This is a genomic window from Alsobacter sp. R-9, from assembly GCF_054612375.1.
The window spans coordinates 62734-88127 of the sequence record NZ_JBTSWJ010000010.1 but is presented as its reverse complement, the minus strand read 5'-3'; the positions used below and the strand labels follow the sequence as shown (position 1 = coordinate 88127).

20 protein-coding genes are annotated in these 25394 nt (G+C 70.9%); 3 read left to right on the top strand and 17 right to left on the bottom strand.

Features of this window, described 5'->3' with window-relative positions:
• From ACX9GQ_RS16565 to ACX9GQ_RS16550, 4 genes are all read right to left on the bottom strand, one after another.
• Nucleotides 1–2028: a hydantoinase/oxoprolinase family protein gene (locus tag ACX9GQ_RS16565; protein ID WP_459630673.1), complete on the bottom strand. Its 2028-nt coding sequence runs from the start codon at nucleotides 2026–2028 to the stop codon at nucleotides 1–3.
• Nucleotides 2015–3838: a hydantoinase B/oxoprolinase family protein gene (locus tag ACX9GQ_RS16560; protein ID WP_459630672.1), complete on the bottom strand. Its 1824-nt coding sequence runs from the start codon at nucleotides 3836–3838 to the stop codon at nucleotides 2015–2017. Before ACX9GQ_RS16560 ends, ACX9GQ_RS16565 begins: the two co-directional genes overlap by 14 nt.
• 34 nt (nucleotides 3839–3872) lie before the next feature.
• On the bottom strand, nucleotides 3873–5588 hold the full coding sequence (locus ACX9GQ_RS16555; protein WP_459630671.1) for a M28 family metallopeptidase: 1716 nt from the start codon (nucleotides 5586–5588) through the stop codon (nucleotides 3873–3875).
• Between the two features lie 190 nt (nucleotides 5589–5778).
• Nucleotides 5779–6531 (bottom strand): IclR family transcriptional regulator, encoded by a 753-nt coding sequence (locus ACX9GQ_RS16550; RefSeq protein WP_459630670.1) that lies wholly within the window; start codon nucleotides 6529–6531, stop codon nucleotides 5779–5781.
• A gap of 163 nt (nucleotides 6532–6694) precedes the next feature.
• Here ACX9GQ_RS16550 and ACX9GQ_RS16545 point away from each other — a divergent pair, with 163 nt between their 5' ends.
• Complete coding sequence (locus ACX9GQ_RS16545) at nucleotides 6695–7696, top strand: NADPH:quinone reductase (protein WP_459630669.1); 1002 nt, start codon at nucleotides 6695–6697, stop codon at nucleotides 7694–7696.
• Between the two features lie 34 nt (nucleotides 7697–7730).
• Here the strand turns inward: ACX9GQ_RS16545 and ACX9GQ_RS16540 are convergent, their stop codons facing one another.
• The 13 genes from ACX9GQ_RS16540 to ACX9GQ_RS16480 form a co-directional block, all read right to left on the bottom strand.
• Complete coding sequence (locus ACX9GQ_RS16540; RefSeq protein WP_459630668.1) at nucleotides 7731–9515, bottom strand: M28 family peptidase; 1785 nt, start codon at nucleotides 9513–9515, stop codon at nucleotides 7731–7733.
• A 21-nt stretch (nucleotides 9516–9536) separates the two neighbouring features.
• Nucleotides 9537–10556, bottom strand: coding sequence for an oligopeptide/dipeptide ABC transporter ATP-binding protein (locus ACX9GQ_RS16535; protein WP_459630667.1), 1020 nt, complete (start codon nucleotides 10554–10556; stop codon nucleotides 9537–9539).
• Nucleotides 10526–11548 carry an ABC transporter ATP-binding protein gene (locus tag ACX9GQ_RS16530; RefSeq protein ID WP_459630666.1) on the bottom strand — a complete coding sequence of 341 codons (1023 nt, stop codon included), beginning with the start codon at nucleotides 11546–11548 and terminating at the stop codon, nucleotides 10526–10528. The genes ACX9GQ_RS16535 and ACX9GQ_RS16530 overlap by 31 nt, the downstream gene beginning before the upstream one ends.
• A 3-nt stretch (nucleotides 11549–11551) precedes the next feature.
• Nucleotides 11552–12457, bottom strand: a complete 906-nt coding sequence (locus tag ACX9GQ_RS16525) for an ABC transporter permease (protein WP_459630665.1) — start codon at nucleotides 12455–12457, stop codon at nucleotides 11552–11554.
• Nucleotides 12450–13418: an ABC transporter permease gene (locus tag ACX9GQ_RS16520; protein ID WP_459630664.1), complete on the bottom strand. Its 969-nt coding sequence runs from the start codon at nucleotides 13416–13418 to the stop codon at nucleotides 12450–12452. Before ACX9GQ_RS16520 ends, ACX9GQ_RS16525 begins: the two co-directional genes overlap by 8 nt.
• 66 nt (nucleotides 13419–13484) lie before the next feature.
• Complete coding sequence (locus tag ACX9GQ_RS16515; protein WP_459630663.1) at nucleotides 13485–15155, bottom strand: ABC transporter substrate-binding protein; 1671 nt, start codon at nucleotides 15153–15155, stop codon at nucleotides 13485–13487.
• A gap of 256 nt (nucleotides 15156–15411) precedes the next feature.
• Nucleotides 15412–16107, bottom strand: coding sequence for an HAD family hydrolase (locus tag ACX9GQ_RS16510; protein ID WP_459630662.1), 696 nt, complete (start codon nucleotides 16105–16107; stop codon nucleotides 15412–15414).
• Entirely contained in the window at nucleotides 16104–17009 is a 906-nt protein-coding gene (cbbX, locus tag ACX9GQ_RS16505) for a CbbX protein (RefSeq protein WP_459630804.1), read from the bottom strand. The genes ACX9GQ_RS16510 and cbbX overlap by 4 nt, the downstream gene beginning before the upstream one ends.
• Before the next feature lie 59 nt (nucleotides 17010–17068).
• Complete coding sequence (locus tag ACX9GQ_RS16500) at nucleotides 17069–17494, bottom strand: ribulose bisphosphate carboxylase small subunit (protein ID WP_459630661.1); 426 nt, start codon at nucleotides 17492–17494, stop codon at nucleotides 17069–17071.
• 198 nt (nucleotides 17495–17692) lie between these two features.
• Nucleotides 17693–19153 (bottom strand): form I ribulose bisphosphate carboxylase large subunit, encoded by a 1461-nt coding sequence (locus tag ACX9GQ_RS16495; RefSeq protein ID WP_459630660.1) that lies wholly within the window; start codon nucleotides 19151–19153, stop codon nucleotides 17693–17695.
• 44 nt (nucleotides 19154–19197) lie between these two features.
• Complete coding sequence (gene tkt / locus ACX9GQ_RS16490) at nucleotides 19198–21210, bottom strand: transketolase (protein ID WP_459630659.1); 2013 nt, start codon at nucleotides 21208–21210, stop codon at nucleotides 19198–19200.
• A gap of 86 nt (nucleotides 21211–21296) precedes the next feature.
• A complete protein-coding gene (locus ACX9GQ_RS16485) occupies nucleotides 21297–22169 on the bottom strand; it encodes a phosphoribulokinase (protein ID WP_459630658.1) in 873 nt (290 codons plus the stop codon).
• Nucleotides 22170–22179: 10 nt separating this feature from the next.
• Nucleotides 22180–23220 (bottom strand): class 1 fructose-bisphosphatase, encoded by a 1041-nt coding sequence (locus ACX9GQ_RS16480; protein ID WP_459630657.1) that lies wholly within the window; start codon nucleotides 23218–23220, stop codon nucleotides 22180–22182.
• A gap of 128 nt (nucleotides 23221–23348) precedes the next feature.
• Here ACX9GQ_RS16480 and ACX9GQ_RS16475 point away from each other — a divergent pair, with 128 nt between their 5' ends.
• Nucleotides 23349–24272, top strand: coding sequence for a LysR family transcriptional regulator (locus ACX9GQ_RS16475; protein WP_459630656.1), 924 nt, complete (start codon nucleotides 23349–23351; stop codon nucleotides 24270–24272).
• 136 nt (nucleotides 24273–24408) lie between these two features.
• The gene (locus tag ACX9GQ_RS16470; protein ID WP_459630655.1) at nucleotides 24409–25293 is read left to right on the top strand and encodes an SH3 domain-containing protein; all 885 of its coding nucleotides are present in this window, start codon (nucleotides 24409–24411) and stop codon (nucleotides 25291–25293) included.
• Nucleotides 25294–25394 lie beyond the last annotated feature (101 nt).

Sequence of the window (25394 nt, the reverse complement as noted above, 5' to 3'; positions counted from 1 at the left end):
TCAGCCGCGAGTGAGAATGATCGAGCCGGAGGGATGCACCTCACCTCTCCAGCCCGGCGCCACGTAGGTCGTGGCGTCGAGCTGCATGAGGATGGCCGGACCGTCGAAGCGGTCTCCGGCGCCCAGCCCGGCGCGATCGTAGACGGGCACCTCCGCCGGTCCGCCGGGCAGCACGACGCTGCGCCGGTCGACGGGGCGGGCCCCCGTGCCGGCCGGCAGCAGCACGCGCCCGGGTGCCGGCATGCGGCCCGCCGCCTCGACGCGGAGCGTGACGGCCTCGATAGGCGCCTCAAGCGAGAAGCCGTAGAGCTCTTCGTGCGCCCGGCCGAAGGCGGCCTCCGCCGCCTCCCGGGTGCCGGCCCACGTGACGGCGAGTTCCCCGCCCTGGCCCTTGTAGCGCATCATCACGACGCGGGCGGTGAGCCGGGCGCCGGCCTCGACCTCCTCCTCGTCGAACCACGCCATCGCCTGCGCCTCGAGGTCGGCGAAGATCGCCTCCACCTCGTGCGGAACGACCGGCCCAGCCTTCGGCAGCGTCCGGCTGAACTCGGACTTCAGGTCGGCGGCGAGCAGCCCGTCCGCGCACAGCACGCCCGGCGCCGGCGGGATCAGGACCCGCGGTGCCCCCAGCAGTTCGGCGAGCGAGCAGCCATGCAGCGGCCCGGCGCCGCCGAAGGGCACCAGCGTGAAGTCGCGCGGGTCGTGCCCGCGCTCGACCGAGACCACGCGCAGGGCGCCCATCATGTTGCTGTCGACGATGGCGAGGATGCCGCGCGCCGCTTCCTCGATGGTGAGGCCGAGCGGGTCGGCCACCTTCTCCCGGATCACCCGGCGGGACGCCTCCACGTCGAGCGCCATGCGGCCGCCGAGCAGCCGGTCCGGCAGGGTGCCGAGCGCGACGTGGGCGTCCGTCACCGTCGGCTCCGTGCCGCCATGCCCGTAGCAGGCGGGACCGGGCCGTGCCCCGGCGCTCATCGGCCCGACGAGCAGGGCTCCGTCGACGATGCGGGCGATGGACCCGCCGCCGGCGCCGATGGTCACCATGTCCAGCATCGGCAGGGGAAGGGGCCACTCGCCCACCTGCCCGCGCTGGGTGAGGCCCACCTCGCCGTCCTTGATCAGGCAGATGTCGGCGCTGGTGCCGCCGATGTCGACGGTGATCAGGTCGCCGATGCCGCAGGCTGCCGCCACACCGCGCGCGCCCACCACGCCGGCCGCCGGGCCGGAGAGCGCGGTCAGCGCCGGGGCCTTGCGGATGGTCCGCGACCCCGCGACGCCGCCGTTCGACTGCATCAGCAGCAGCGGCGCCGCGACGCCCGCCGCCTTCAGCCGCTCCTCCAGCCGCGTGACGTAGGTGGACACGCCGGGCATCACCGAGGCGTTGAGCACTGTCGCGAGCGAGCGCTCGAACTCCCGCACCACCGGCAGGATGTCGACCGACGCCGTCACCGCGACGCCGGGCAGCGCCTCGCGCAGGAGCGCGGCGACCCGCAGCTCGTGCTCTGGATTGGCGAAGGAGTGCAGCAGGCACACGGCCACGGCGGCGACGCCGAGCCGCCGGCACTCCTCGGCCGCCGCCGCGACGGACGCCTCGTCGAGCGGCTCCAGCACCGCCCCGCCGGGGCCGACGCGCTCCGCCACCTCGATCACGCGCGACGCGGGAACCGGCCGCTCCGGTTTCACCCAGGCGTAGAGGTTGGCCTTGCGCGGGATGTCCTGCCGGCCGATCTCCAGCACATGCCGGAAGCCGCGCGTGGTGACGAGGGCGGTCAGCGCGCCCTTGCCCTCCAGGATCATGTTGGTGGCGACGGTGGTGCCGTGCAGGACGCGCTCGACGCCGCCGTGGCTCGCGGCGGCGAGGTCCAGGGCCAGCCCGACGCCGGTCATGAAGGCGCGCGAGGGATCCTCCGGCACGCTGGGAGTCTTGGCGCGCCAGACGCGCCCGCTCGACGGTTCGAGGAGGGCGATGTCGGTGAAGGTGCCGCCGATATCGACGGCGACGACGGTGCGCGGCTCAGGAGAGGACATCGACGTACTCGTTCCGGTGGAAGGCCTTGGCCGGATATCGGGCCGCGCGCAGCGCGGCGGTGCGGGCCTCGTCGACGCGGTGGCCATCGATGGCGACGCCGTAGAGCCGTTCTGCCGCCTCGCGGCTGACGAAGCCGCCCTCGACGTCCTCCAGCACCTCGGCCGGGGGACGGTCATGCGGATGGCCGTATCCGCCGCCGCCGCCGGTCTCGATGCGCAGGATGTCGCCGCGCTTCAGCTTGTTGCCGTCCGAAAGCGGCGCGAGAACCCGCTCCTCCGGCGTGCCAGGGTTGATGACGGCGCGGCCGCTGCCGCCGGACATGCCGCCGGCGATGCCCCAGGGCGGGTTCTTCACGCAGTCGATGCGGATGGCCATGACGGCCTCCTCCGCGAGGATCTCGTACTCGCGCACCACGCCGCAGCCGCCGCGATGGCGCCCGGCGCCGCCGCTGTCCTTCACGACGCCGTAGGCGCGCAATTGCACCGGGTAGCCGACCTCGAGAAACTCGACGGGGTAGTTCTCCTGCGCCACGAAGTAGACGGCGTCGATGCCGTCGGCCGTCGGCCGCGCCCCGTAGCCGACGCCGAGGCCGTCGGCGAGGAGGAAGCGGTCGAGCGTGCCGGCGTCGGTGCGGTAGGTGCCGCGCATGATGGAGATGACGTAGGCCGAGTGGGCCGCCGGCGCGCCGCCGCCTGCCGCGTTGACGAGGCCGTTGAGCGTCGCCAGCACGCGCATCATGGTGAGGCCGCGCATGCCGAGCGAGGCCGGGAAGCGCGGCCACAGCAGCGAGCCCTCGCGCAGCCGCACCTCGTCGAGCGCCTGCGGCCCGCCGGCGTTGCAGACCTGCCCGGGATCGCCGCCGAGGTAGTACAGCCCCAGCGCCATGCCGGGCACGCCGGGATTCATCAGGAAGTTCACCGGCCCGACCGTCTGGTCGTCGGTCGCCGTCGCGTCGAGGATGAACCGGTCCTCGCCGTCGGCCGCCTTCTCGCGGGTGAGCGCGAAGCGGATCTTCACTGGGCCGCTGCCGTGCCCGTCGCCGTCGATGGCGTCCGTGAAGCGGTGCGTGCCGTAGGGGAAGGTCTCGGCGAGCTTCGAGCGCACCAGCTTGCGCGTGCGCTCCAGCAGCTGCGCCAGCGCGTCCTCCACGATGTCCGCGCCAAAGCGTCCGACGATCTCGCCGATCCGCTTCACGCCCAGTTCGACGCTGCCGACGAGTGCGCGCAGGTCGCCGCGGCTCTGGTCCGGGAACCGGGAGTTGCGGTGGAAGATGGCGAGCGCCGCCTCGTTCGTCACGCCTGCGTCGACGAGCTTCGTCGGCGGGACGATGATGCCTTCCTGGTAGATGTCGGTCGCGTCCGGGCTGATCGAGCCCGGCCGGATGCCGCCGATGTCGGCGAAGTGGGCCCAGCCCATCACGAAGGCGCAGCGCCGGCCCTCGTGGAACACCGGCGCGATCAGCACCTGGTCGTTGGAGTGGGAGACGGCGCCGCGCGAGCCGTAGCAGTCATTGTACCAGTAGAGGTCGCCCGGCTTCATCGTCTCCTTGGGGAAGAGCGCGAAGACCGGGCTCGTCATGTCGGCGAAGACGGGGACGTTGGAGCCCACCGCCATCACCCCGTCGGCGTCGAACAGCGCCGTGTAGAAGTCCTTCTTCTCGCGGATGAAGGCGCTGATGGCGGTGCGCTCGATGAGCGCCTCCATCTCGGCCTGCGCCGCGCGGATGGCGCCGCGCACGATCTCCAGGGTGACGGGATCGCAGCGGCCGGCGCCGGCCCGCTCCTGCGACGCGCGAAGGGCTATCGTCATGCCGACGTCCTCGGGGGCGTTGGAAGGTGGGGGCTCAGGCGGCGTCGACGAGGCGCTGCGCGGCGCGCATCGCGGCCACGAAGCGGTTCGCACCGCGGCCGAGGTGCACCCTGGCGAAGCCCTGGTGCGGCGGCGCCATGTCGGCGATGTCCTCCGCCACGGCGAGCGTCGGCAGAGGCTTCACCGGCGTCGCCGGGTCGTGCCGGAAGCGCGGCACCACCGTGAAGTTGATCGGCACGAGGATGCGGGCGAGCCCCATGATCGCGGCGTTCGCCGACGCGGGGTCGATCGTCCGGGCCGCGACGCGTCCGTAGAAGCGCTCCAGCGATGCCTCGAGCGCTGCGAGCGCCTCCCGGGCGGTCGAGAAATCGAAGGCGTCACCGGCGGCCTTGGCGTAGCGGCCCAGCGTCTCGCCGAACTCCTTCGTCGTCGCCCGCCAGTCGAAGGGCAGGAACTCCGCGTTAGCGACGCCGAGCACCGAGGCGAGGTAGACCTTCATGTCGCGCAGCAGGATGTCCCGGTCGGCGATCTCGATCGTGTCGTTCTCGGTGTGCCAGGCGATGTTGCCGCCGCAGCCGCCGACCGCGTAGTAGCCCTTCTCGGCCCGCAGGTCATCCGGCATGGTCGAGCTCAGCATGAAGAAGCTCGAGATGCCGATGTTGTTGAACGAGTAGTCGCCGGCGCGGTGCGGACGCTCGCCGTGGCTGTCGAGGCCGCAGACGTCCTTGATGACGCCCTGCACGTAGCGCTCGGTCTCCGGCATCCAGGACACGTCCTTGAACACGGTCGCCCAGCGGCAGCCGGGGCTGTCGCAGTTCACCTGGGCCACACAGTTCTCGTCGAGGTCGATGGCGAACTTGTCGGCGAACCACGTCGATCCCGCGTAGCGGCCCGTCGAGTGGCCCGGCCACCATGCGATCCGCACGGTGCGGCGCAGGCTGGAGCGGTTCTTCCACAGCACGCGGGCGATCTCGACCATCGTCGCGTCGCCCGTGGCGTTGTCGCCGACGCCGACGTCCCAGCTGTCATAGTGGCCGTGCAGCAGCACGAACTTGTCGGGCTCGACGCTGCCCCTGATCTCGACGACGGGAAGCTTCTGGACGTACCAGCCTTCCTCCATCTCCGTCTCGATGGTGACGCTCTCGCCCTTCGCGGCGAGTTCGATGAGCGCCTTGCCGTCGGGGTTGTTCACCGCCACGACCGGGATCTTCGGCTTGCGGGGCAGGTCGTCGAGGTCCGGCGTGCCCCACACCGAGGTGCAGATGCCCCAGTGGATGTCGACGCCCGGGTTCATGGCGATGACGCCGATGGCGCCCTTCTCCTCGAACTCGCGAATCTTCTGCGGGAAGGCGAAGCCCTCGGAGATGACGATCTTGCCGCGCAGCCGGTTCTCGTCGGAGAGCGCCGGGTCCTGGTTCTTGTGGAACAGCGACCCGATCGACCGGGAGTAGGTGGCGGGCACGTGGACGATGGGTGCCGTGACGCCCTTGCGGCAGTCGACGGAGTAGGCCGGCGGCTTCGCCCGGATGGTGCGCCCGCCCGCCTTCACCCGCGCGTCGAAGGGAACCGAGAGGTAGATCTCGGCCTCATGCACCGTCACCGGCACCCCGGCCTTCTTCAGCGCGTCGATGATCATGTCCGCGCCGGCGTTGACGTCCGAAGGCTTCCAGCGCGGGAACCCGGCGAAGCGCTCGACAAGGGCCCACGGAACGTCGAGGGACACCTCGGAAACGATGTCGGCCTGGCTCATGTTTTTCCCTCCCGCCGGTCGTCTGAATTGTTTCACCAAGTGAAACGCGATTTCGCAGAGCGACGATAACACTCTGCCGGAAGGTGGCAAGCGCGAAGCCGTGCCGCAGCCGCTGTAGATGGGGCGGCGCCATGCACGCAGCGCGGACGAGGGCCGGTGATCGAGCGCGGAAGGGCCGGAGCGACGGCGTTCAGACGGCGCTGGGGAGGCGATGACGGAAGCCGATCGCCTCCGAGATGCGCCCTGCCGCGTCGTGCACCATCTGCCGCAGCCGCGGCTCAAGGCCCGCCTCGAGCTTGTCCAGCGTGCCGGCGACGCTGACCGCCGCGACCACCTCGCCGTTGCGGTCGTGGATCGCCGAGGCGAAGGAGAAGCCGTTGGCGTCGAGGTCGCCCCGGCTGTCGTTGCGACCGGTTTCGCGGATGCGGGCGAGACGCTCGCGAAGCGCCGCAGGGTCGCTGGTCGTGGTGGGGGTGTACTTCTCCAGCGGCCCCGCCAGCACCTGCTCGCGGATGTCTTCGGGCGCGAAGGCCAGCAGGATCTTCGGCCCGCCGCCCGCGTGCAGGGGCCCGCGCCGGCCCACCTGGGCGTAGAGCCGGCCGCTGTCGCGGGCGCTGCGCAGCGCCACGCAGACGCTGTGCAGCCCGTCGCGCACCAGCAGGTTCACCTGGTAGCCGCTGTGGCGGGCGAGCTCGTCGAGGAAGGGGCCCGCGGCCCGGATCAGCGCGACGTTGTCCTGCGCGCTCGCGGCGAGGAAGATCGGCCGGTAGCCCAGCGTATAGGTGCGCGACGCGGCGTCCTTGATGACGTAGCCCCGCTGCTCCAGCGTGAACATCAGGCGGAAGACGAGGCTCTTGGTGTTGCCCGTCACGTTCGCCAGTTCGGTCACGCTCAGGCCGGGATGCTCGGCGAGGGCCTCCAGAAGGGCCAGGGCTCTGTCCACCGCTGAGATCGTGTAGGGCATGGCCGCGCAAGGTGTCCGTGACGGGAACGCGCCGTCCGGTGGCCGCGCGCCCTCGACGCAATGGGATTGTTGCGTACATTGAAATCGCTTTTCACACAATAACACGTCCGGAGCGGGCTCCGGATGAGGGGAATGCCTTCTCATGACCGCAGACTTGGCCGTCTCGCGCTACGCCTACTACGAGGACACGGGTCCCGCCCGGGACGTCATCCGGGTTGAGACCCGCCCCGTTCCGCGACCGGGTCCCGGCGAGGTGCTCGTCGCGATCCACCGCTCCGCGGTGAATCCGTCCGACACCAAGCGCCGGGCCGGCTGGGCGAGCTACAAGCCGCGCAGCGCCCGCATGGTTCTGCACGCCGACGGCGCGGGCGTGGTGGAGGCGCTGGGGCCGGGCGTGACGGGTCTGGCGCCGGGCCGGCGCGTCTGGCTATGGAACGCGGAGACCGAGGGGCAGGGCACCGCCGCCGACCATTGCCTCGTTCCCGCGGCGCAGGTCGTCCCGCTGCCGGACGCCGCGTCCTTCGATGTCGGCGCCTGCCTCGGCATTCCTGCCTGCACCGCCCACCGCGCCGTGTTCGCCGACGGTCCCGTCGCCGGCAAGACGGTGCTGGTGCATGGCGGAGCGGGAGCCGTCGGCTCCTACGCGGTGCAGTTCGCGCGCCACGCCGGGGCCCATGTCATCGCCACGGGTTCCTCGCCGGAAAAGCGCACCGCGGCGCTCGACGTCGGCGCCCACCATGCCGTCGACTACCGCGATCCACGCGCTGCCGAGGCAATCCTGGCGGCGAACGGCGGGAAGGGCGTCGACCGGATCGTCGAGGTCGACCTGGGCGAGAACCTGGCGCTCGACATCGCCGTCGCCGGCCTCAATGCCACCATCGCGAGCTACTCGTCCACCCGCGTGCGGGAGTTCAATTTCCCCTACTACGCCATCGCGCCGAAGGGGCTGAACTTCCGCATCGTGCAGGGCTACTGCCTGCCGGACGAGGCCCGCGCGCAGGCCATCGCCGACCTCACCGCCGCCCTCGCGGAGGGATGGCTCCGCCACCCGCGAATGACCACGTTCCCGCTCGACCGGATCGTCGAGGCGCACGAGGCGGCCGAGCGCGGCGACGCGGGCAAGGTGCTCGTCGCCGTCCGGTAGGCCGCGCCGGAGGCGGGGAGGGACGGTTCGCCCGTCACCCCGCCTTCTTCAGCCGCGTGGCGAGGAAGTCCTCGACATGCGCCGTCGCCTCGCCCAGCTGGGCGATGACGGCGTTGACCCGCCGCTGCAGGCCGGCCACGGCGAAGCGGCAGGCGTCCGAGGCGGGATCGAGCCGGCCCAGCGTCAGGGCAGCCTTCAGGCTCGGCAGCGAGCGGGAGCCGAGCGCCGGGTCATGCAGGTGCCCGGGCAGGTCCTGGTAGAGAATCGGGTTCAGCACCCGCGTGACGCGCAGCATCAGCCGGTTGGCCGCGCGCGTGAGCCCTTCCTCCGTCGCCCCCGCGAGGCTCGCCTCCAGCCGCTCGGCAGCGCTGCGGTAGGCTGCCACGGCCTTTTCGACCGGCCCGAAGTCGAACCGGTCGCCGGCCCCCTCCCGGTACTCGCGCAGCGAATCCGAGAAGTCCTGCGCGATGGCGCTGATGCGGAAGGGCAGCACGTCCGCCGTCGCCATGCGCAGCAGGATCGAGGCGTAGAGCTGCGTGTCCTGCACGAGGATCGCCGGGTCGACCTTGTCGATCGTCTCGTGTTCCGAGTGCCACCACCACGCGCCGCCCGAGCCGCCGACGTTCGGGTCGCGGTCCGGATGGTCCGGCGTCAGCATGCTGTAGACCGACATCGAGCTCAGCCCGATGCCCCAGAACGACTGGTCGGCGGCGCGCGAGGGCCGCGTGGCGCTGACGTACTTGTCGCCGCGCTTGCCGATGGCGAGCTGCGCCTTGCTGCTCGTCATCGTCGACCAGCCGGTGATCTCCTTGGTCATCGCCTCGTTGAAGTCGCCGACCTCCGCCATCTGGTGGCGCGGCACGTACACGGTGGCGCCGCGGACGCCCGGCGAGTCGATGTTGAAGTAGACGATGGCGTTGCGCCGCAGGTCCTCGTGGAACGTGTCGGCGAACCACGTCGAGCCGGAATAGCGGCCATGCGAATGGCCCGGCCACCACGCGATCCTGAAGCCGTAGCGCAGCTTGCCCTCGAACTGCTTGAGGACGCGGGCGAGCTCGAGAATGCAGGCGTCACCCGTGACGTTGTCCGTCGAGCCGTCGAACCAGGAGCAGTAGTGCGCGCCGACCAGCAGGTACTCAGGCTCCCGGCCCCGGATCTCCGCCACGGGGAGCCGAACCTCGCGCCAGCGCGTGTCGACCTCGGTCTTCAGCGTCGCCTCGACGGGGCCCTTCGCCAGCGCCTCGCGGATGCGCGCGCCGTCGTGCCCGCTGATCGAGACGACGTGCAGCTTCGGGATGCTGGCCGCCTGGTCGAACTCCGGCGTGCCCCACACCGGCGTGATGATCATCTTGTGCCGCTGCTTGCCCGCCGACATCGACACCATGCCGATGGCGCCGTGCTTCGCCGCCAGCAGCGCGTTGTGCGGGGAGGGCAGCTTGCCGACGAGCGCGATCTTGCCCTTCACGTCCTTGCCGGCGTAGTCGGCCTCGCCGCCGTCTCCCACGTCGACGAGCGGGCCGGTCACGCCGCCCGGCGGCGTCGACAGCCCGAACGCCACGCCCACGGCCTCGATCTCCATGGGTCCGCCTGCGGTGGCGAGCGCCAGGCTCGCGGAGACCGGCGCCGAGATGAACGACTGGAAGCGGTGCACCTCGTAGGGAATGCCGTACTGGTCGAGCGCCGCGGTGAGGATGGCGCAGGCCTTCTCCTCCTCGGCGCTGCCGGCGACCTTCTCGCCGAGGGCGCAGAGCTTCGCGCAGGTGTCCATCAGGTCGTCGGCGGAGACGAGGGCGCGGGCCTGCTGGTCGAGGCTGGACATTCTTCTTGATCCTCCCAAGCGTTACGCGGCAGGGGCGAGCCGGTCGGCGGGCGCGGGACCCGCGGCCGGCACGAGGTGGCAGGCGACGCGACGGCCGCCGGCGACGGAGACGAGGGGCGGCCGCTCGGCCTCGCACACGGCCATGGCCGCCGGGCAGCGGTTCAAGAACGGGCAGCCCTGGCCCACCTTCCGCGCGTCCGGCGTGCCCGGACGCAGCGGCAGCGCGGCGCGCGACTGGTCGACGCGCGGCAGCGGCACGGCGGCGATGAGCGCACGCGTATAGGGATGCAGCGGCTCGCGGATGACGTCTTCGGTCGCCCCGTCCTCGACCAGCGAGCCGAGGTACATGACCATCGTGCGCCGGGCCACGTAGCGCACCAGCGCGAGGTCGTGGGAGATGTAGATCGCGGTGAGCCCCAGGCTGTCCTGCAGCTCGCGCATCAGGTTGAGGATGCCCGCGCGCACGCTGACGTCGAGCATCGAGACGGGCTCGTCCGCGACGATGAAACGCGGCTCAAGGATCAGCGCCCTGGCGAGCACGATGCGCTGCAGCTGCCCGCCCGACATCTCGTGCGGGTAGCGCTCGAGCAGGTCCGTCCCTCCGCGCAGTCGCACCCGCTCCAGCACGAGCTTGATGCGGTCCACGTGGTCGGCCTTCGGAATGCCCGCGTTGATCATCGGCTCGGCCAGCGAGTTGCCGATGCTGATGCGCGGGTTGAGCGCGTCGAACGGATTCTGGAAGACGAATTGCGCGTCGCGGCGGAAAGCCCGCAATCCCTCGCCCGAGAGCCCCGCGAGGTCGCGCTCGCCGATCCGGATGCTGCCGGCCGTCGGCTCCACGAGCTTCAGCAGCAGCCGCCCGGTCGTCGTCTTTCCGCAGCCCGATTCGCCCAGCAGGCCCGCCGTCTCTCCGGGTGCGAGGTCGAAGTCGATGGAGCGCACGGCATGGACCACCGGGTGCTCGCCCCGCAGCGTCTGCGCGACCGAGCGCTTGACCGGGAAGGCCTTGCTCAGGCCGCTGACGCGGACATACGCGTCCATGTGCTCACATCCTTCGCGGTTTCGGCCAGGGTCTCGGCCTCGTCGGACCGCCAGCAGGCGCTGGCATGGCCGTCGGCGTCGACGGTGAGGGGCGGCGGCTCGGCGTGGCAGCGCGCCTGAGCGAATGGGCAGCGCGGCGCGAAGCGGCACCCGGCGGGCGGAGAGCGCAGGTCCGGCGGCGCGCCGGCGATGGGCGCGAGGTCTCCGCCGGCCCGCTCGAGGTCGGGGAAGGCGTTGGTCAGGCCCATCGTGTAGGGATGCCGCGGCTGCTCCAGCACGGCCTGCGTCGTGCCGGACTCGACCACCTCGCCGGCATACATCACGACCACCCGGTCGCAGACATAGGCCACGACGCTGATGTCGTGAGTGACCAGCAGCACGGAGACGCCGAGGCGGGTCTGCAGGTCGCGCAGGGTGTCGAGAACTTGCCTCTGCACGATGACGTCGAGCGCCGTCACGGGCTCGTCGGCGATGACGAGCGCCGGCTCCAGCGCCAGCGCCATGGCGATCGCGGCGCGCTGGCGCATGCCGCCGGAGAACTGGTGCGGGTACTCGCCGGCCCGCCGCGGGTCGAGGCCCACCATCGAGAACAGTTCGTCGCTGCGCGCCCGCGCCCGGGCGGCGTCGAAGCCGCCGCGCAGCCGCAGCACCTCCGTCATCTGCGAGCCGACGCGGTAGACCGGGTCGAGCGCGTTCATCGACGACTGCGGCACGAAGCTGATCTTGCGCCACAGCAGGTCCTGCCACGCCGAGGCGGGGCCGGAGAGGAGGTCGCGTCCCTCGAAGGCGATGCTGCCGGCCTTGAACGTGGCGTTCCTCGGGATCACGCCGGTGAGCGCGCGGGCCAGCGTGGTCTTGCCGCAGCCCGATTCCCCCACGAGCCCGACAACCTCGCCGGCGTTCACGTCGAGCGTGCCGCGGCTCACGGCGTGGAGGGTGCCGTTCTTCGTGGCGTAGTCGATGGCGAGGCCCCGGACGCTGAGGAGGGACATCGGTCAGTCCTTCAGCTTGGGGAACAGGACCTCCTCGTAGCCGCGGCTGATGAAGAAGCCGGCGACGACGACGAGGACGATGCAGAGGCCCGGGGGCACGAACCAGTTGTAGCTGCCGCGCGACAGCGCCTGCGACGCGTAGGCATCCTGCAGCATCGCGCCCCACGAGATGGAGTCGGACGGCCCGAAGCCGAGGAAGCTGACGCTCGCCTCGGTCAGGATGGCCCAGCCGATGGCGATCGACCCGTAGAGCAGCGAGAGCGGCATGATGTTGGGCGCGATGTGGACGCGGATGATGCGCAGGTCGCTCGATCCCGCCACGCGCGCCGCCTCGACGAACCCTCGCTCGCGCAGCGTCAGCACCTGCGAGCGGATGACGCGCGCCGTGTTCGGCCAGAGCAGGACGGTGATGGCGAGGACGACGTTCTGCGTCTGCGGGCCGAGGAAGGCGGCGAGCACGATGACGAAGGGCAGGAACGGGATGCCCAGCGCGATGTCGGCGAGCCGCATCAGGATCTGGTCGACGAGTCCGCCGAAATAGCCCGAGAGCAGCCCCACGATGGTGCCCACCGCCACCACCGCCACCGCCGCCGTCAGCCCGACGACGAAGGCACTGCGGGTGCCGATGACGAGCTGGGAGAAGATGTCGCGGCCGAGGTTGGTCGTGCCGAGGGGGAACGAGAGGCTCGGGCCGAGGTTGGCGGCGAGGTTGCCGTCCTCGGTGAAAAGGATCTCGAACGGGTCCTTCGCCAGCACGTCGGCGAACAGCGCGACGAGCAGGAAGACGACGTAAATCGTCACGCCGATGATGGCGAGCGGGTCGTTCTCCGGCAGCCGCAGCGCCCGCATGAGGCTCGGCATGCGCCGGCGGGGCTTGGCGACCGGTGTCGTGGCGGCGACGTCAGCCATGCGACACCCGCGGGTCGAGGACGGAGTAGAGGAGGTCGGCGACGAAGTTCATCACGATGAGGATGAAGGCGATGAACATGAAGGCGCCCTGCGCCAGCGGGTAGTCGGACGAGGCGACCGCTTCCACCAGCACACGTCCCAGCCCGGGCCAGCTGAACACGGTCTCCACCACCACGTTGCCGCCGACCGAGGCGCCGAGGCCCAGCGCGAAGGCCGTGACGACGGGCAGCAGCGCGTTGCGCGCGGCGTGGAGCAGCAGGATGCGCCACTCGGGCAGGCCCTTCATCCGCGCCATCATGACGTAGTCCTCCTGCAGGACGTCCAGCATGTTGGAGCGCATGAGCAGCAGCGGCAGGCCCTGGAGGTAGAGGGCCAGCGTCGCAGCCGGCAGCACGAGGTGGGCCAGGAAATCCGTCGAGGTGAGGCGGGCGAAGGTCGAGGGGAACTGCATGCCCGCCGAGTTCGCGCCGCCGGAGGGGAACCAGCCGAGCCCGAAGGCGAAGATGGCCAGCAGCACCATGCCGAGCCAGAACTCCGGCGCGGCGCGAAGGGTCAGCACCAGCGGGATGCCCACCGCCTCGGCCACGGACCCCCGCCGCCAGGCGAGCCACGCGCCGACGAGGACGCCGAAGATGTAGGCGATCGTGATGGACAGGAAGGTCAGCGCCAGCGTGTTCGGCAGCACCTCGAAGATGATCTGGAACACCGGCCGCTTGCTGCGGAACGATGTGCCGAACTCACCCTGCAGCACGTTGGCGAAGTAGATGACGTATTGCTCGAACATCGACCGGTCGAGGCCGAACTGCTTCCTCAGCTCTTCCTGCTGCTCGGCCGTGAAGGTGGTGTCGATGTAGGCGAGCGTGGGGTCTCCCGGCATCAGCCGGAAGAGGAAGAACAGGATCGTCGCCACCGCCCAGAGGACGAGCAGCATCTGCGCGAAGCGGATGGCGACCGACCGCATCGTGAACTCCGGACAGCGGGCAGGGCGGGACGCGGCGGCCGGGTCGTGCCGGCCGCCGCACGCGGATCACTCCGGCTGGAGCGTCTCCTTGACGCCGTTGGGGTAGTGGAGCTTGTTGCCCACCAGTTCGTAGCCGGCCTTCTTGAGGATGGCCTTGGCCTCGTCGATGCTCGCCTTCGGCGGCTGCCCCTGGTGCCAGAAGGGCAGGGCGGGCGAGATCATCGACGACGCGGGCACGGCGAAGCCGTTCCACGCCGCCTGCGCCATCAGGTTGCGGTTGACCGCCACCGACAGCGCCTGCCGGAAGGCCGGGTCGTCGAACGGCTTGCGCCGCAGGTTGTGGCCGACGAAGCGCAGGCCCATGTCGACCGTCGAGGCGACCTGGATGTCCTTCTGCTGCTGGGCGAGGTCCATCAGCAGCTTGGGGTCGCCGCGGTAGTCGGACAGGAAGTTCAACTCGCCGCGCCGCAGCATGCCGAGGCTCGCCTCGTTGTTGGGCACGATGCGCAGGATGAAGCGGTCGAACTTCGGCGCTTCCCAGTGGCTGGCGTTCTTCTCGAGGACGATCTCCTCGTTGAGCTTGAAGCGCGCCACCTTGTAGGGGCCGGAGCCGACGGGCTGCTGCTCCTGGTAGGTCTCGGCGTTCTGCGGCTTGCCCGCCATGCCCGCCAGGACCGGCTCCCAGACGTGCTTGGGGATCAGGTTGATCTTGGCGATCGTCGAGATCAGGAACGATGCGTTCGGCTCCTTCAGCTTGAAGCGCACGCCGTCGGTGCCGACCTTCTCCATGCCCGCGATGTTGCTGGAGAACGGCTTGTACATGGGCGACTTGTCGCCCATCGTCGCCTCGTAGGAGAAGATGACGTCCTCGACCGTCACCGGCTTGCCGTCATGCCACTTCATGCCGGGGCGCAGCGTGATGTCGAGCGTCGTCGCGTCGACCCACTTCACGTCCTTGGCCGCGTAGGGCTTGGCGAGGCCGTCCGGCCCGATGCGCATCAGGCGGTCCCAGACGAGCTCGGTGACCCAGCTGTCCGGCGCGCCGGAGATGTAGAGCGGGTTGATCGACACCAGCGACTCGGTCGAGTTCGCGATGATGTCCTTCACCGAGCCCGCCGGCTCGGCCTTCACGAACGTCCAGAAATTGCGGATGCCGATGCCGCCCTGGTCCACGACCGAGGCCGGCTTGATGACGCTCGACAGGTAGCCGACCGTGTTCTTCGGATGGACGAGGAACACGTACGGAGCGTCCTTCGCGACCATCTCCTGCGCCTTGGCGACGATCTGCTTGCGCTTGGCGGGATCGGTCTCGCGGCGCTGGTTCTCGGCGACGGTGTCGTAGTCCTTGTTCACGTAGCCGACGAAGTTGAAGCCCTTCTCGGCGGTCGAGGAGTGGAAGAGGTTGTAGACGAGCTCGTCCGGGTCGCTGCGCTCGGGGCGGCCGACCATGCGCCACATCGTCGTGTCCCACTTCTGGCGGTTGTACCAGACGAGGTCCGACAGCTGCGGGCGCGGGAAGCCGCGCACCTCGACGTCCAGACCGAGCTTGCGCCACTCCTGCGCGATCAGCTGGGCCGCCTGGAACTCCTGCGGGTCCGCCGCCTGGGAGGCGGTGGCCAGCACGATCTTGCGGATCGGGTCGCCCGCGGCGTGGGCGACGGTGGCGGACAGGATCGGCGCGGCTACCGTGACGGCCGCGACCGACGTGAGCAGGAAACGACGACGCTGGAGATCCATTCCTCTCCTCCCCTCAAAGGACAGGTTGAAGTCATGACAGGGAGGCGCGAACGGACCGGGCGTCCGTCGCCCCCATCAGTCGAAAGTGTAGGCGCACTTGTTGCGCCACGTAAACCGGAATTTCGCCTGTTGAAACACGAGCGATGTCGCGGCCGTGCCGGACCAGCGCGCTGCGGGGCTGGCTGACGGGGTAGCGGCGGGCCGGCGGGCCTCTGCGTGGGGCCGCCGGCAACGCTCCTCCGGGAGGTCCGGCGGCTCAGCGCGCCGTCGCGACGCGTCCGGTATCTCCGAACCGCGCCAGCACTGCCTCGAGGTCGTGCAGCGAGTCGATCACGGCGTCGGCGGCGAGGTCGTCGGCGCTGTGCTCGCCATAGCCGCCGCGCACGAGAACGACCGCCACCCCCGCCGCGCGGGCGCAGTCGTGGTCGACCTTGCTGTCTCCCACGAACAGCGCGTCCTCCGGACCCACGCCGAAGCCGTCGAGCACTGCGTGAAGCATGGCGGGATGCGGCTTGAGGGGCAGGCCCGTGTCGCCGCCGAGCACCGCGTGGAAGGGGTCGTGCAGGTCGAGCCCCCGCAGCAGCGCAACCGCGGCCGGACCCGGCTTGTTCGTGCACACCGCGACCTTCGCCCCTCGGGCGAGGCAGGCGGCCACGGCCTCCGGCGCGCCCGCCGTCAGCGTTGTCAGCCGCGCCGCGCGCGGCTCGTAGCGCGTCACGAATCGCGCGGTTCGGGCCGCGACCACGTCCGTCGGCGCGCCGTCGCCGTAGGCGCGTTCCACGAGGCGGTGCACGCCGTGCCCCACCATCCGGCGCACCTGGGCCAGCGCGTGGGTCGGGCGACCGTCCTCCGCGAGGACCTCGTTCAGCGCCTCCGCGATGTCGGGCGCCGAATCGACGAGGGTCCCGTCGAGGTCGAAGACGACGGCGGCGGGCCAGCGGGGCGTTGTCATGCCGTAGTCCCGGCCGGCTGCAGGAACACGCGGCTGGCGAGGATGTCCTCGGCGCCGATGGTCGAGAGATCGTCGGCCGTGAGCGGCCGCGTCGCCGTCTCGAACAGGCGGCTCGCCTGCCGCAGCCGGGCGCGGTCGAGCGCGTTGCGGATCGAGCGGGCGTTGGCGAAGTGGGGCTGCGTCCGCCGCCGCGCGATGTAGGCGGTCAGCGCCTCGCGCGCCTCCGGCGACAGCCGGTAGTTCTGGCGCTCCAGCTGCAGTTCGGCGATCGACAGCAGCTCGTCATCGCCGTAGTCGACGAAGTCGATGTGGTGGGCGATCCGGGACCGGAAGCCGGGGTTGCTCTCGAAGAAGCGGTCCATCCGGTCGGCGTATCCGGCGAGGATGACGACGAGGTCGTCGCGCTGGTTCTCCATGACCTGCAGCAGGATCTCGATGGCCTCCTGGCCGTAGTCGCGCTCGTTCTCCGGGCGATAGAGATAATACGCCTCGTCGATGAAGAGCACCCCGCCCATCGCCTTCTTCAGCACCTCCTTCGTCTTGGGCGCCGTGTGGCCGATGTACTGCCCGACGAGGTCGTCCCGCGTCACGGTGACGAGCGTGTTGCGGCGGATGTAGCCGAGCTTGTGGAGGAGCCCCGCCATCCGCAGCGCAACCGTCGTCTTGCCCGTGCCGGGGTTGCCCGTGAAGCTCATGTGCAGGCTCGGCGCCTGGTGGGCGAGGCCCATCTGCCGGCGCGCCCGCTCCACCAGCAGCAGCGCCGCGATCTCGCGGATGCGCTGCTTCACGGGCTTCAGGCCCACGAAGTCGCGGTCGAGTTCGTCGAGCACGTCGCGAACGCCGGACGTTTCATATTCGTGGCGCAGGTCCACGGCCTGCGGCGCGGGGTCGGGCATGGCGATGGCGTTCACGGCATGTCTCCTGCGGGGGAGGCCCCCGGCCGGGGCCGGGGGCAGGGCGGTCAGGCGCCGTAGCGGGCGCCGGCAGGCCGGTCGGTGGCGTAGGAGCGGGTCGTGTAGCGGACGTTGCGCCCGCCTTCCTCGTGCCGCTCCAGCCGGAAGCCCGGCTCCTCGGCCGGCCGGTCGACGATGAACGACAGCCGGATCGACTCCCAGCCGTGGCTCGCGTCGAAGGCGGAGAGGCGGATGTAGTTCGTGCCGGCGTGGACCTTCCGGCACGCCGCCAGCTCGGCCATCACGCCCGCCGCGTCCGGGATGTCGAACATCGGCAGGCCCCACATCTCCCAGTAGGTGTTGCGGGGATGGGGGTCGTCGGTGAACTCGATGTTCACCGACCAGCCCTTGTCGAGGCAGTACTGCACCTGCCGCGTGATCTGCTCGTCCGTGAGGTCCGGCAGGAAGGAGAAGGTGCCCTGTGTGAGGCGCATGGTCGTGGTTCCTGGTGTGACGTGTTTCGATTGCCTGTCCGTCCGCGCCGGCCGTCCCGACCCTCCCGTCATCCCCGGCGCGCCGCAGGCGCGGGATGGGGATCCAGAGCGGTTGCCCGTCAGGGCTGGATCCCCTTCCCCTGCGCGGATTGACGCTCCGGCCGGGGATGACGCAGGAGAGAGGCGCGTCCGGTCCGGTTACTCCGCCGCGGTGGCGGTGGGCACGAAGTCGGGCGTGTCCGTCGACGCGTAGTTGAAGGTGACGTCCTTCCACACCTCCAGCGCCTGCTTCAGCGGCAGGCAGTGGCGCGCGGCGTCCTCGAGGATCTGCGGGCCTTCGTTGACGTAGTCTCGGCCCTCGTTGCGGGCCATCACCATGGCCTCCAGCGCCACGCGGTTGGCGGTCGCGCCGGCGGCGATGCCCATCGGGTGGCCGATGGTGCCGCCGCCGAACTGCAGCACCGTGTCCTCGCCGAGGAGGTCGAGCAACTGGTGCATCTGCCCGGCATGGATGCCGCCCGAGGCGACCGGCATCATCTTGTTGAGGCTCGCCCAGTGCTGGTCGAAGAAGATGCCGTGCTCGAGACGCATCGGGTTCTCGTTCTCGCGGCAGATGTCGTAGTAGCCGCGCGTCGTGTTCGGGTCGCCCTCCAGCTTGCCGACGACGGTGCCGGCATGGATGTGGTCGACGCCGGCGAGGCGCATCCACTTGGCGATGACGCGGAACGACACGCCGTGCTGCTTCTGGCGCGTGTAGGTCGAGTGGCCGGCGCGGTGGAGGTGCAGGATCATGTCGTTCTTGCGCGCCCACTTGGCCATCGACTGGATGGCCGTGTAGCCGATCACGAGGTCGATCATCACGATGCACGAGCCGAGTTCCTTGGCGAGCTCGGCGCGCTCGTACATGTCCTCCATCGTCCCGGCGGTGATGTTGAGGTAGGTGCCCTTGATCTCGCCGGTGGCGGCCTGCGCCTTGTTCACCGCCTCCATGCAGTACAGGAACCGGTCGCGCCAGTGCATGAAGGGCTGCGAGTTGATGTTCTCGTCGTCCTTGGTGAAGTCGAGCCCGCCCTTCAGCGCCTCGTAGACGACACGGCCGTAGTTGCGGCCGGAGAGGCCGAGCTTCGGCTTCACGGTGGCGCCCAGCAGCGGCCGGCCGAACTTGTCGAGGCGCTCGCGCTCCACGACGATGCCCGTGGCGGGGCCCTGGAAGGTCTTCACGTAGGCCACTGGCAGCCGCATGTCCTCGAGCCGCAGCGCCTTCAGCGGCTTGAAGCCGAAGACGTTGCCGATGATCGAGGCCGACAGGTTGGCGATGGAGCCCGGCTCGAACAGGTCGAGGTCGTAGGCGATGTAGGCGAAGTACTGCCCGGGCGCGTTCGGCACCGGGTCCACCCGGTAGCACTTCGCGCGGTACTTCTCGCAGGCCGTCAGCCGGTCGGTCCACACCACCGTCCACGTCGCCGTGGAACTCTCGCCGGCCACCGCCGCCGAGGCCTCGATCGGGTCCACGCCGTCCTGCGGCGTGACCCGGAAGAGGGCGATGACGTCCGTGTCCTTGGGCTCGTAGTCGGGCTCCCAGTAGCCCATCTTCTTGTATTCCATGACGCCGGACTTGTAGCGATCCTTGCCGGCGACGACGGCGACCTTGGTGTTCATGGCGGACTCCTTGGAAAGACGAAAACGGGGACCTGCGGGAAGGCTCAGCGGCTCATGACGCGCCGCGCGGCGGCGACGACGGCGTCCGTGGTGATGCCGAACTCGGCGTAGAGGCGGTCTGCCGGGGCGGAGGCGCCGAAGCCGGCCATGCCGACGAAGGCGCCCGCGTCCCCGATCCAGCGGTGCCAGTCGCAGTCGAGAGCCGCCTCGACGGCGACGCGCGGCGCATCGCCGAGGACCGCGGCGCGGTACGGGGCCGGCTGGGCGGCGAAGAGGTCGAGGCAGGGCGCCGAGACAACCGCCGCCCGCACGCCGTCGGCGGCGAGGCGGCACGAGGCCTCCATCGCCAGGCTCACCTCAGAGCCCGTGGCGATCAGCGTCACGTCGCGCCCGCCCTCGGGCTCGACGACGACGTAGGCGCCGCGCGCCGTGCGGTTCTCCGAGATGTCCGTGCGGAAGGCGGGGACGGCCTGCCGGGTGAGGCAGAGCACGGAGGGGCGGTGCGCCTCCTGCAGCGCGCAGGCCCAGGCCTCCGCCGTCTCGACGCCGTCGGCGGGGCGGAAGACCATGAGGTTGGGGATCGCCCGCAGCGAGGCGAGGTGCTCCACCGGCTGGTGGGTCGGGCCGTCCTCGCCCAGCCCGATCGAGTCGTGCGTCATCACGTGGATGGCGCGCACCCCCATCAGGGCGGCGAGACGGATCGCCGGGCGGCTGTAGTCGGCGAAGCACAGGAAGGTGCCGCCATAGGGCACGAACCCGCCGTGCAGCGCGATGCCGTTCATCGCGGCGGCCATGGCGTGCTCGCGGACGCCGTAGTGGATGTAGCCGCCGGAGAAGTCGCCGGTCGCGACGGGCTTGTGGCCGGCCGCCTTCGTCAGGTTCGAGTGGGTCAGGTCGGCCGATCCGCCGACGAGGGCGGGAAGGGCGGGCACGATCGCGTCGATCACCTTCTGCGACGCCTGGCGGGTCGCGAGCGACGGCCTGTCTTCGGCGAAGCGGCGCAGCAGTGGCTCGAGGGCGTCGTGCAGGGCGGCGCCGTCGATCGGGTCCGCCCCGGCGAGCGCAGCCCGCGCCTCGGGGGCGGCGGCCGCGACGCGGGCGTTCCAGGCGGCGTGCTCGCGCTGGCCGCGGGCGCCGGCGGCGCGCCAGGCGCCGAGCACGGCATCCGGAATCTCGAACGGGCCGTGGTCCCAGCCCAGCGTGCGGCGTGCGGCGGCCGCCTCCTCGGCGCCCAGCGGCGCGCCGTGCGCCTTCTCGGTGCCCTGGCGCTGCGGGGCGCCGTAGCCGATCACGGTCCGGCAGGCGATGAGCGAGGGCCGGTCGGTGGCCTGCTCCGCCGCGATGGCGGCGGCGACGGCCTCCGGATCGTGCCCGTCGACGCGGCGGACGGACCAGCCCGACGCCGCGAAGCGCGCCAGCTGGTCGTCGGAGCAGGCGAGCGCCGTCGAGCCGTCGATCGAGATCGAGTTGTCGTCGAAGAGCACGATCAGCCGCGACAGCTTCAGGTGGCCGGCCAGCGAGATCGCCTCGTGGCTGATGCCCTCCATCAGGCAGCCGTCGCCGGCAATCACGTAGGTGTGGTGGTCGACGAGGCCGGAGCCGTGCCGGGCCCGCCCCATCTCCTCGGCGATGGCCATGCCGACCGCGGTGGCGATGCCCTGGCCGAGCGGCCCGGTGGTGGTCTCCACGCCCGGCGTGTGCCCGTACTCGGGATGGCCCGGCGTGCGCGATCCCCACTGCCGGAAGGCGCGCAGGTCCTGCAGCGTCATGCCGCCCGTACCCGTCAGGTGGAGGAGGGCGTAGAGCAGCATCGAGCCGTGCCCGGCGGACAGCACGAAGCGGTCGCGGTCCGGCCAGGCGGGATCGGCGGCGTCGTACTTCATGAACCGCGTGAACAGCACCGTCGCCACGTCCGCCATGCCCATCGGCATGCCGGGGTGGCCGGACTTCGCCGCTTCCACCGCATCGACGGCGAGGAAGCGGACGGCGTTGGCGAGGTCGCGATGCGCGACGGCCGGCAGGCTCGTTCCGGCGGTCAGGGAGAGGGCTGCGCTCATGGGTGGCTCCGGTCAGCAGAATCCCGCGACGGCGCGGGCGCCATCGGTGCGGCAGGGCTGGGCATGGCTTTGCAGGCGGCGCGGCCTCAGGCGCGTCGTCGTCGGTCGATCAGCTGGAGGATCATCGGCGTCAGGATGAGCTGCATCGCCAGGTCGAGCTTGCCGCCCGGGATGACGATGGAGTTCGCCCGCGACATGAAGCTGTTGTGCAGCATCGAGAGCAGGTAGGCGAAGTCGATGCCGCGCGGGTTGCGGAAGCGGATCACCACCATCGACTCGTCCGGGGTGGGGATCCACCGCGCGATGAACGGGTTCGAGGTGTCGACCGTCGGCACGCGCTGGAAGTTGATGTCCGTCTCGGTGAACTGCGGGCAGATGTAGTGGATGTAGTCCGGCATCCGCCGCAGGATCGTGTCGGTGACGGCCTCGGTGGAGTAGCCCCGGGTCGCCTTGTCGCGATGCAGCTTCTGGATCCACTCCAGGTTGATCACCGGCACCACGCCGATCTTCATGTCGGCGTAGCGCGCGACGTTGACCTTGTCGGTCACGACGGCCCCGTGCAGGCCCTCGTAGAACAGCAGGTCGGTGTTCTCGGGCAGCGTGCTCCACGGCGTGAAGGTGCCCGGCGCGGCGCCGTGCAGCTCGGCCTCGGCCGCGTCGTGGATGTAGTGGCGCGTGCGACCCGTGCCTGTCTCCGAATAGCTGCGGAAGGTCGCCTCCAGGTCCTCGAAGAGGTTCGTCTCCGGGCTGAAGTGGCTGAAGTGCTTGTTCCCGCGCGCCGCCTCCTCCGCCATCTTCACGCGCATCTCGGCGCGGTCGTAGCGATGGAAGGCGTCGCCCTCGATGTAGGCGGCGTTGATCTGCTCGCGACGGAAGATCTGCTCGAAGGTCTTCTTCACCGACGTCGTGCCGGCGCCCGACGATCCGGTGATGGAGATGATGGGGTGACGCACGGACATGGTCGCCCCCTCACACCCTGAAAAGGCCGCGGCGGGCGAAGAGCGGCGCACGCTCGGCGCCGACGTCCGTCGTCTCGTGCAGCCGCTCGACGCGCTCCACCTTGTCGGTCGCGCCGAAGATCAGCGGCGCGCGGGCGTGGAGCGAGGTCGCGGGCAGGTCCAGCACCCGCCGGCTCCCGGTCGTGCAGCGCCCGCCCGCCTGCTCGACGAGGAAGGCCACCGGCCGGCACTCGTAGACGAGCCGCAGGCGGCCGTTCTCATAGCCGGGCCGGCGGTCGGACGGATAGAGGTAGATTCCGCCGCGCTGCAGGATGCGGAACGTGTCGGCGACCAGCGCCCCGATCCAGCGCATGTTGAAGTCGGCGCCGCGCACGCCGTCGGCCCCGGACGTGCAGTCGTCGATGTAGGTGCGGACCGCGTCGTCCCAGTGGCGGTGGTTGGAGGCGTTGATCGCGAACTCGCGCCGCCCCGTGGGGATCCGCACATGGTCGGCCGTCAGCCGGAAGACGCGGTCGCGCGGGTCGAGCGTGAAGATCGCGACGCCCGCGCCCATCGAGACCACCAGCGCGGTACAGGGGCCGTAGATCGAGAAGCCCGCCGCCGTCTGCGCGGTGCCGGGCGCCGCGAACGAGCCGAGGCGAGGATCGTCCTCCCGGCGGGCCGGGACGACCGAGAAGATCGTGCCCGTCGGCATGTTGATGTCGGCGTTGGCCGAGCCGTCCAGCGGATCGACCGCGACGGCGAGGGGTGCGCCGGGGGTCAGCACCTCGATGGTGTCGGATTCCTCGGAGGCGAGTTCCGCGACGGGGGCGCGCAGCAGCGCCTCGAAGATCGCCTCGTGGCAGAAGACGTCGATGCCCTTCTGCACGTCGCCGTCGGCGTTCGTCGTGCCGGGTTCGTCGAAGGGCTCGCCCAGCGGGCCCAGCGCGACGCGGCCGGCGATGGCGGCGATGGCGCGGGCCATGGCCTGTACGACGGCCGCGGTGTCCGCGATTTCCGGGCGTGCGGCGACGGCGACTTCACAATAGTCGCTGAGGGACATTGCGGGCATCGGCGTTTCCTCGCGCCCGGGCCCCGGAGGCCTGTGTCGTTGGGGGATTCGTCGGGCGCAAGGACATATTGACGCACCCCGATCCTTGAGAGAAATTTATAATTCTTCGCCGCAGGCAAAGAAAAACTATGGTCGACATCCGCGCCGCCTCCATCCGCCAGCTGCGGGCGCTCGCCGTGGTCGCCCGCTCGCGCAACGTCACCGAGGCGGCGCAGAAGCTCGGCGTCACGCAGCCGGCCGTGACCCTGCAGCTGCGCACGCTCGAGGATCTCGCCGGCCTGCCGCTGATGCACCGCACGCCGCAGGGCATGCACCTCACCGAGGCCGGGCAGGCCGTTCTGCACCTGCACGACCGGGTCGAGGCGGCCCTCGAGGACTGCGGCCATGCGCTCGACCTGCTCAAGGGGCTCGGCGGCGGGCGGGTGTCGATCGGCGTGGTCAGCACGGCCAAGTACTTCGCGCCCTTCGTCATCGGCGCCTTCGCCCGGCTTCACCCGGCCATCGAGCTGATCCTGACGATCGGCAACCGGGAGCAGATCATGGACGGCCTGCGCCAGTTCCGGCTCGACATCGCCATCACAGGGCGCCCGCCGGCCGACCTCGACCTCGAGCGCCGGCTCCTCGGCGACCACCCGCACGTGATCATCGCGCCGACCGACCATCCCCTGGCAGGCCGTGCCCGCTGCGCGGTGCACGATCTCGCGCAGGAGACCTTCATCATCCGGGAGCGGGGCTCCGGCACGCGGGCCCTCATGGAGGCCGTACTGCAGGGCGCGGGCGTCGTGCCGCACGTTGGCATGGAGATCGACAGCAACGAGACCATCAAGCAGGCGGTGATGGCCGGGCTCGGCATCGCCTTCATCTCTGGCCACACGGTGGCCCGCGAGATCGCCGACGGCCGGCTCGCGGTCCTTCGCGTCGAGGGGCTGCCGGTCGTGCGCCAGTGGTTCGCCGTACGGCGGGCGGACAAGATCCTGCTGCCGCCCGCCGCCGCCCTCCTCGACTACATCGGCCGGGAGGCGGGGCATTTCCTTCCGGCCGTGCCGGCCTGAGGGCCTCGGTCGCAGGGGCTGGCCGAACCGCCACGCTTCGGGCAGGCTCAGCCGCCACAGAGGGAATCCCGGGGGGAACGGCATGCGCGGCTGGCGGCGATGGGGGTTCGTGTGCGCTCTCCTGGGAGCGGCGGGCGTGGCCCAGGCGCAGGACGTGACGAAGCCCATCCACTTCGCGCCCGGCAAGGACGGCGCCACCGTGCGCGGTACCGTTGATGGCCGGTCCGGCATTCTCTACACGCTGGGCGCCGAGGCCGGGCAGACCCTCGCGGTCGCGCTGAAGTCGCGGAGCACCTCCGTCTCCTTCAACGTCTACGCGCCGGGAAAGGGGCCGGGCGACGAGGCGATGGCCATCGGCGAGATGCTGGACCCGATCAACCGCTTCAAGGGGGTCCTGCCCGCGTCGGGCACGTACACGATCAGCGTCTTCCTCAACCGCGCCGCCGCCCGCCGCGGCGCCCGCGCCATGTTCACGCTCGACGTCTCGATCCCGGGCAGCGCGAAGCCCGCCGCCGGCCCCGTCACCAACGACTTCGCCGACGGCCTGCAGGGCGGCCCGGACACATGGGTCGTCACCGGCGTCCGGGCGGGAGACGTGCTCAACCTTCGCAAGGGGCCCTCCGCACGCGATCCGGTCGTGGCCTCCCGCCCCGAGGGGGCCGTCCTGCGAAACGGCGGCTGCCGCATGGTCGGCGGCCAGCGCTGGTGCAGGGTCTCCACGACCGACGGCACGCCGGTCGAGGGGTGGGTCGCCGGGCGCTACCTGCGCGAGGGCGGCGCCGAGGGCGGACCGCCCCCGGATGCGGTCCTGGCGGACAACTGCCGCCGCTACGCCGCCGTGGACTTCGGCACGAAGCCCGACCGCATCCGCACGGCGGGCACCCGGCCCGGCCCGGAGGGCCTGCTGGTCGACGCCACCGCCGACCTCGGTCCGCAGGGCGTGAAGCCCTTCGCCTGCCGCTTCCGCAAGGACGGCCTCTATCTCGGCATCATGTCGAAGGTGGACGAGGGCAAGCTGTGACCGGCCACGCCGGCTGGGGTGCGTCCGGCCGGCCCCTCGCGTCCGGCCGACCCTGCAGGGCGTCCCCATCGTTCCGCACGGCGCGAGACGGCAGTGACCCG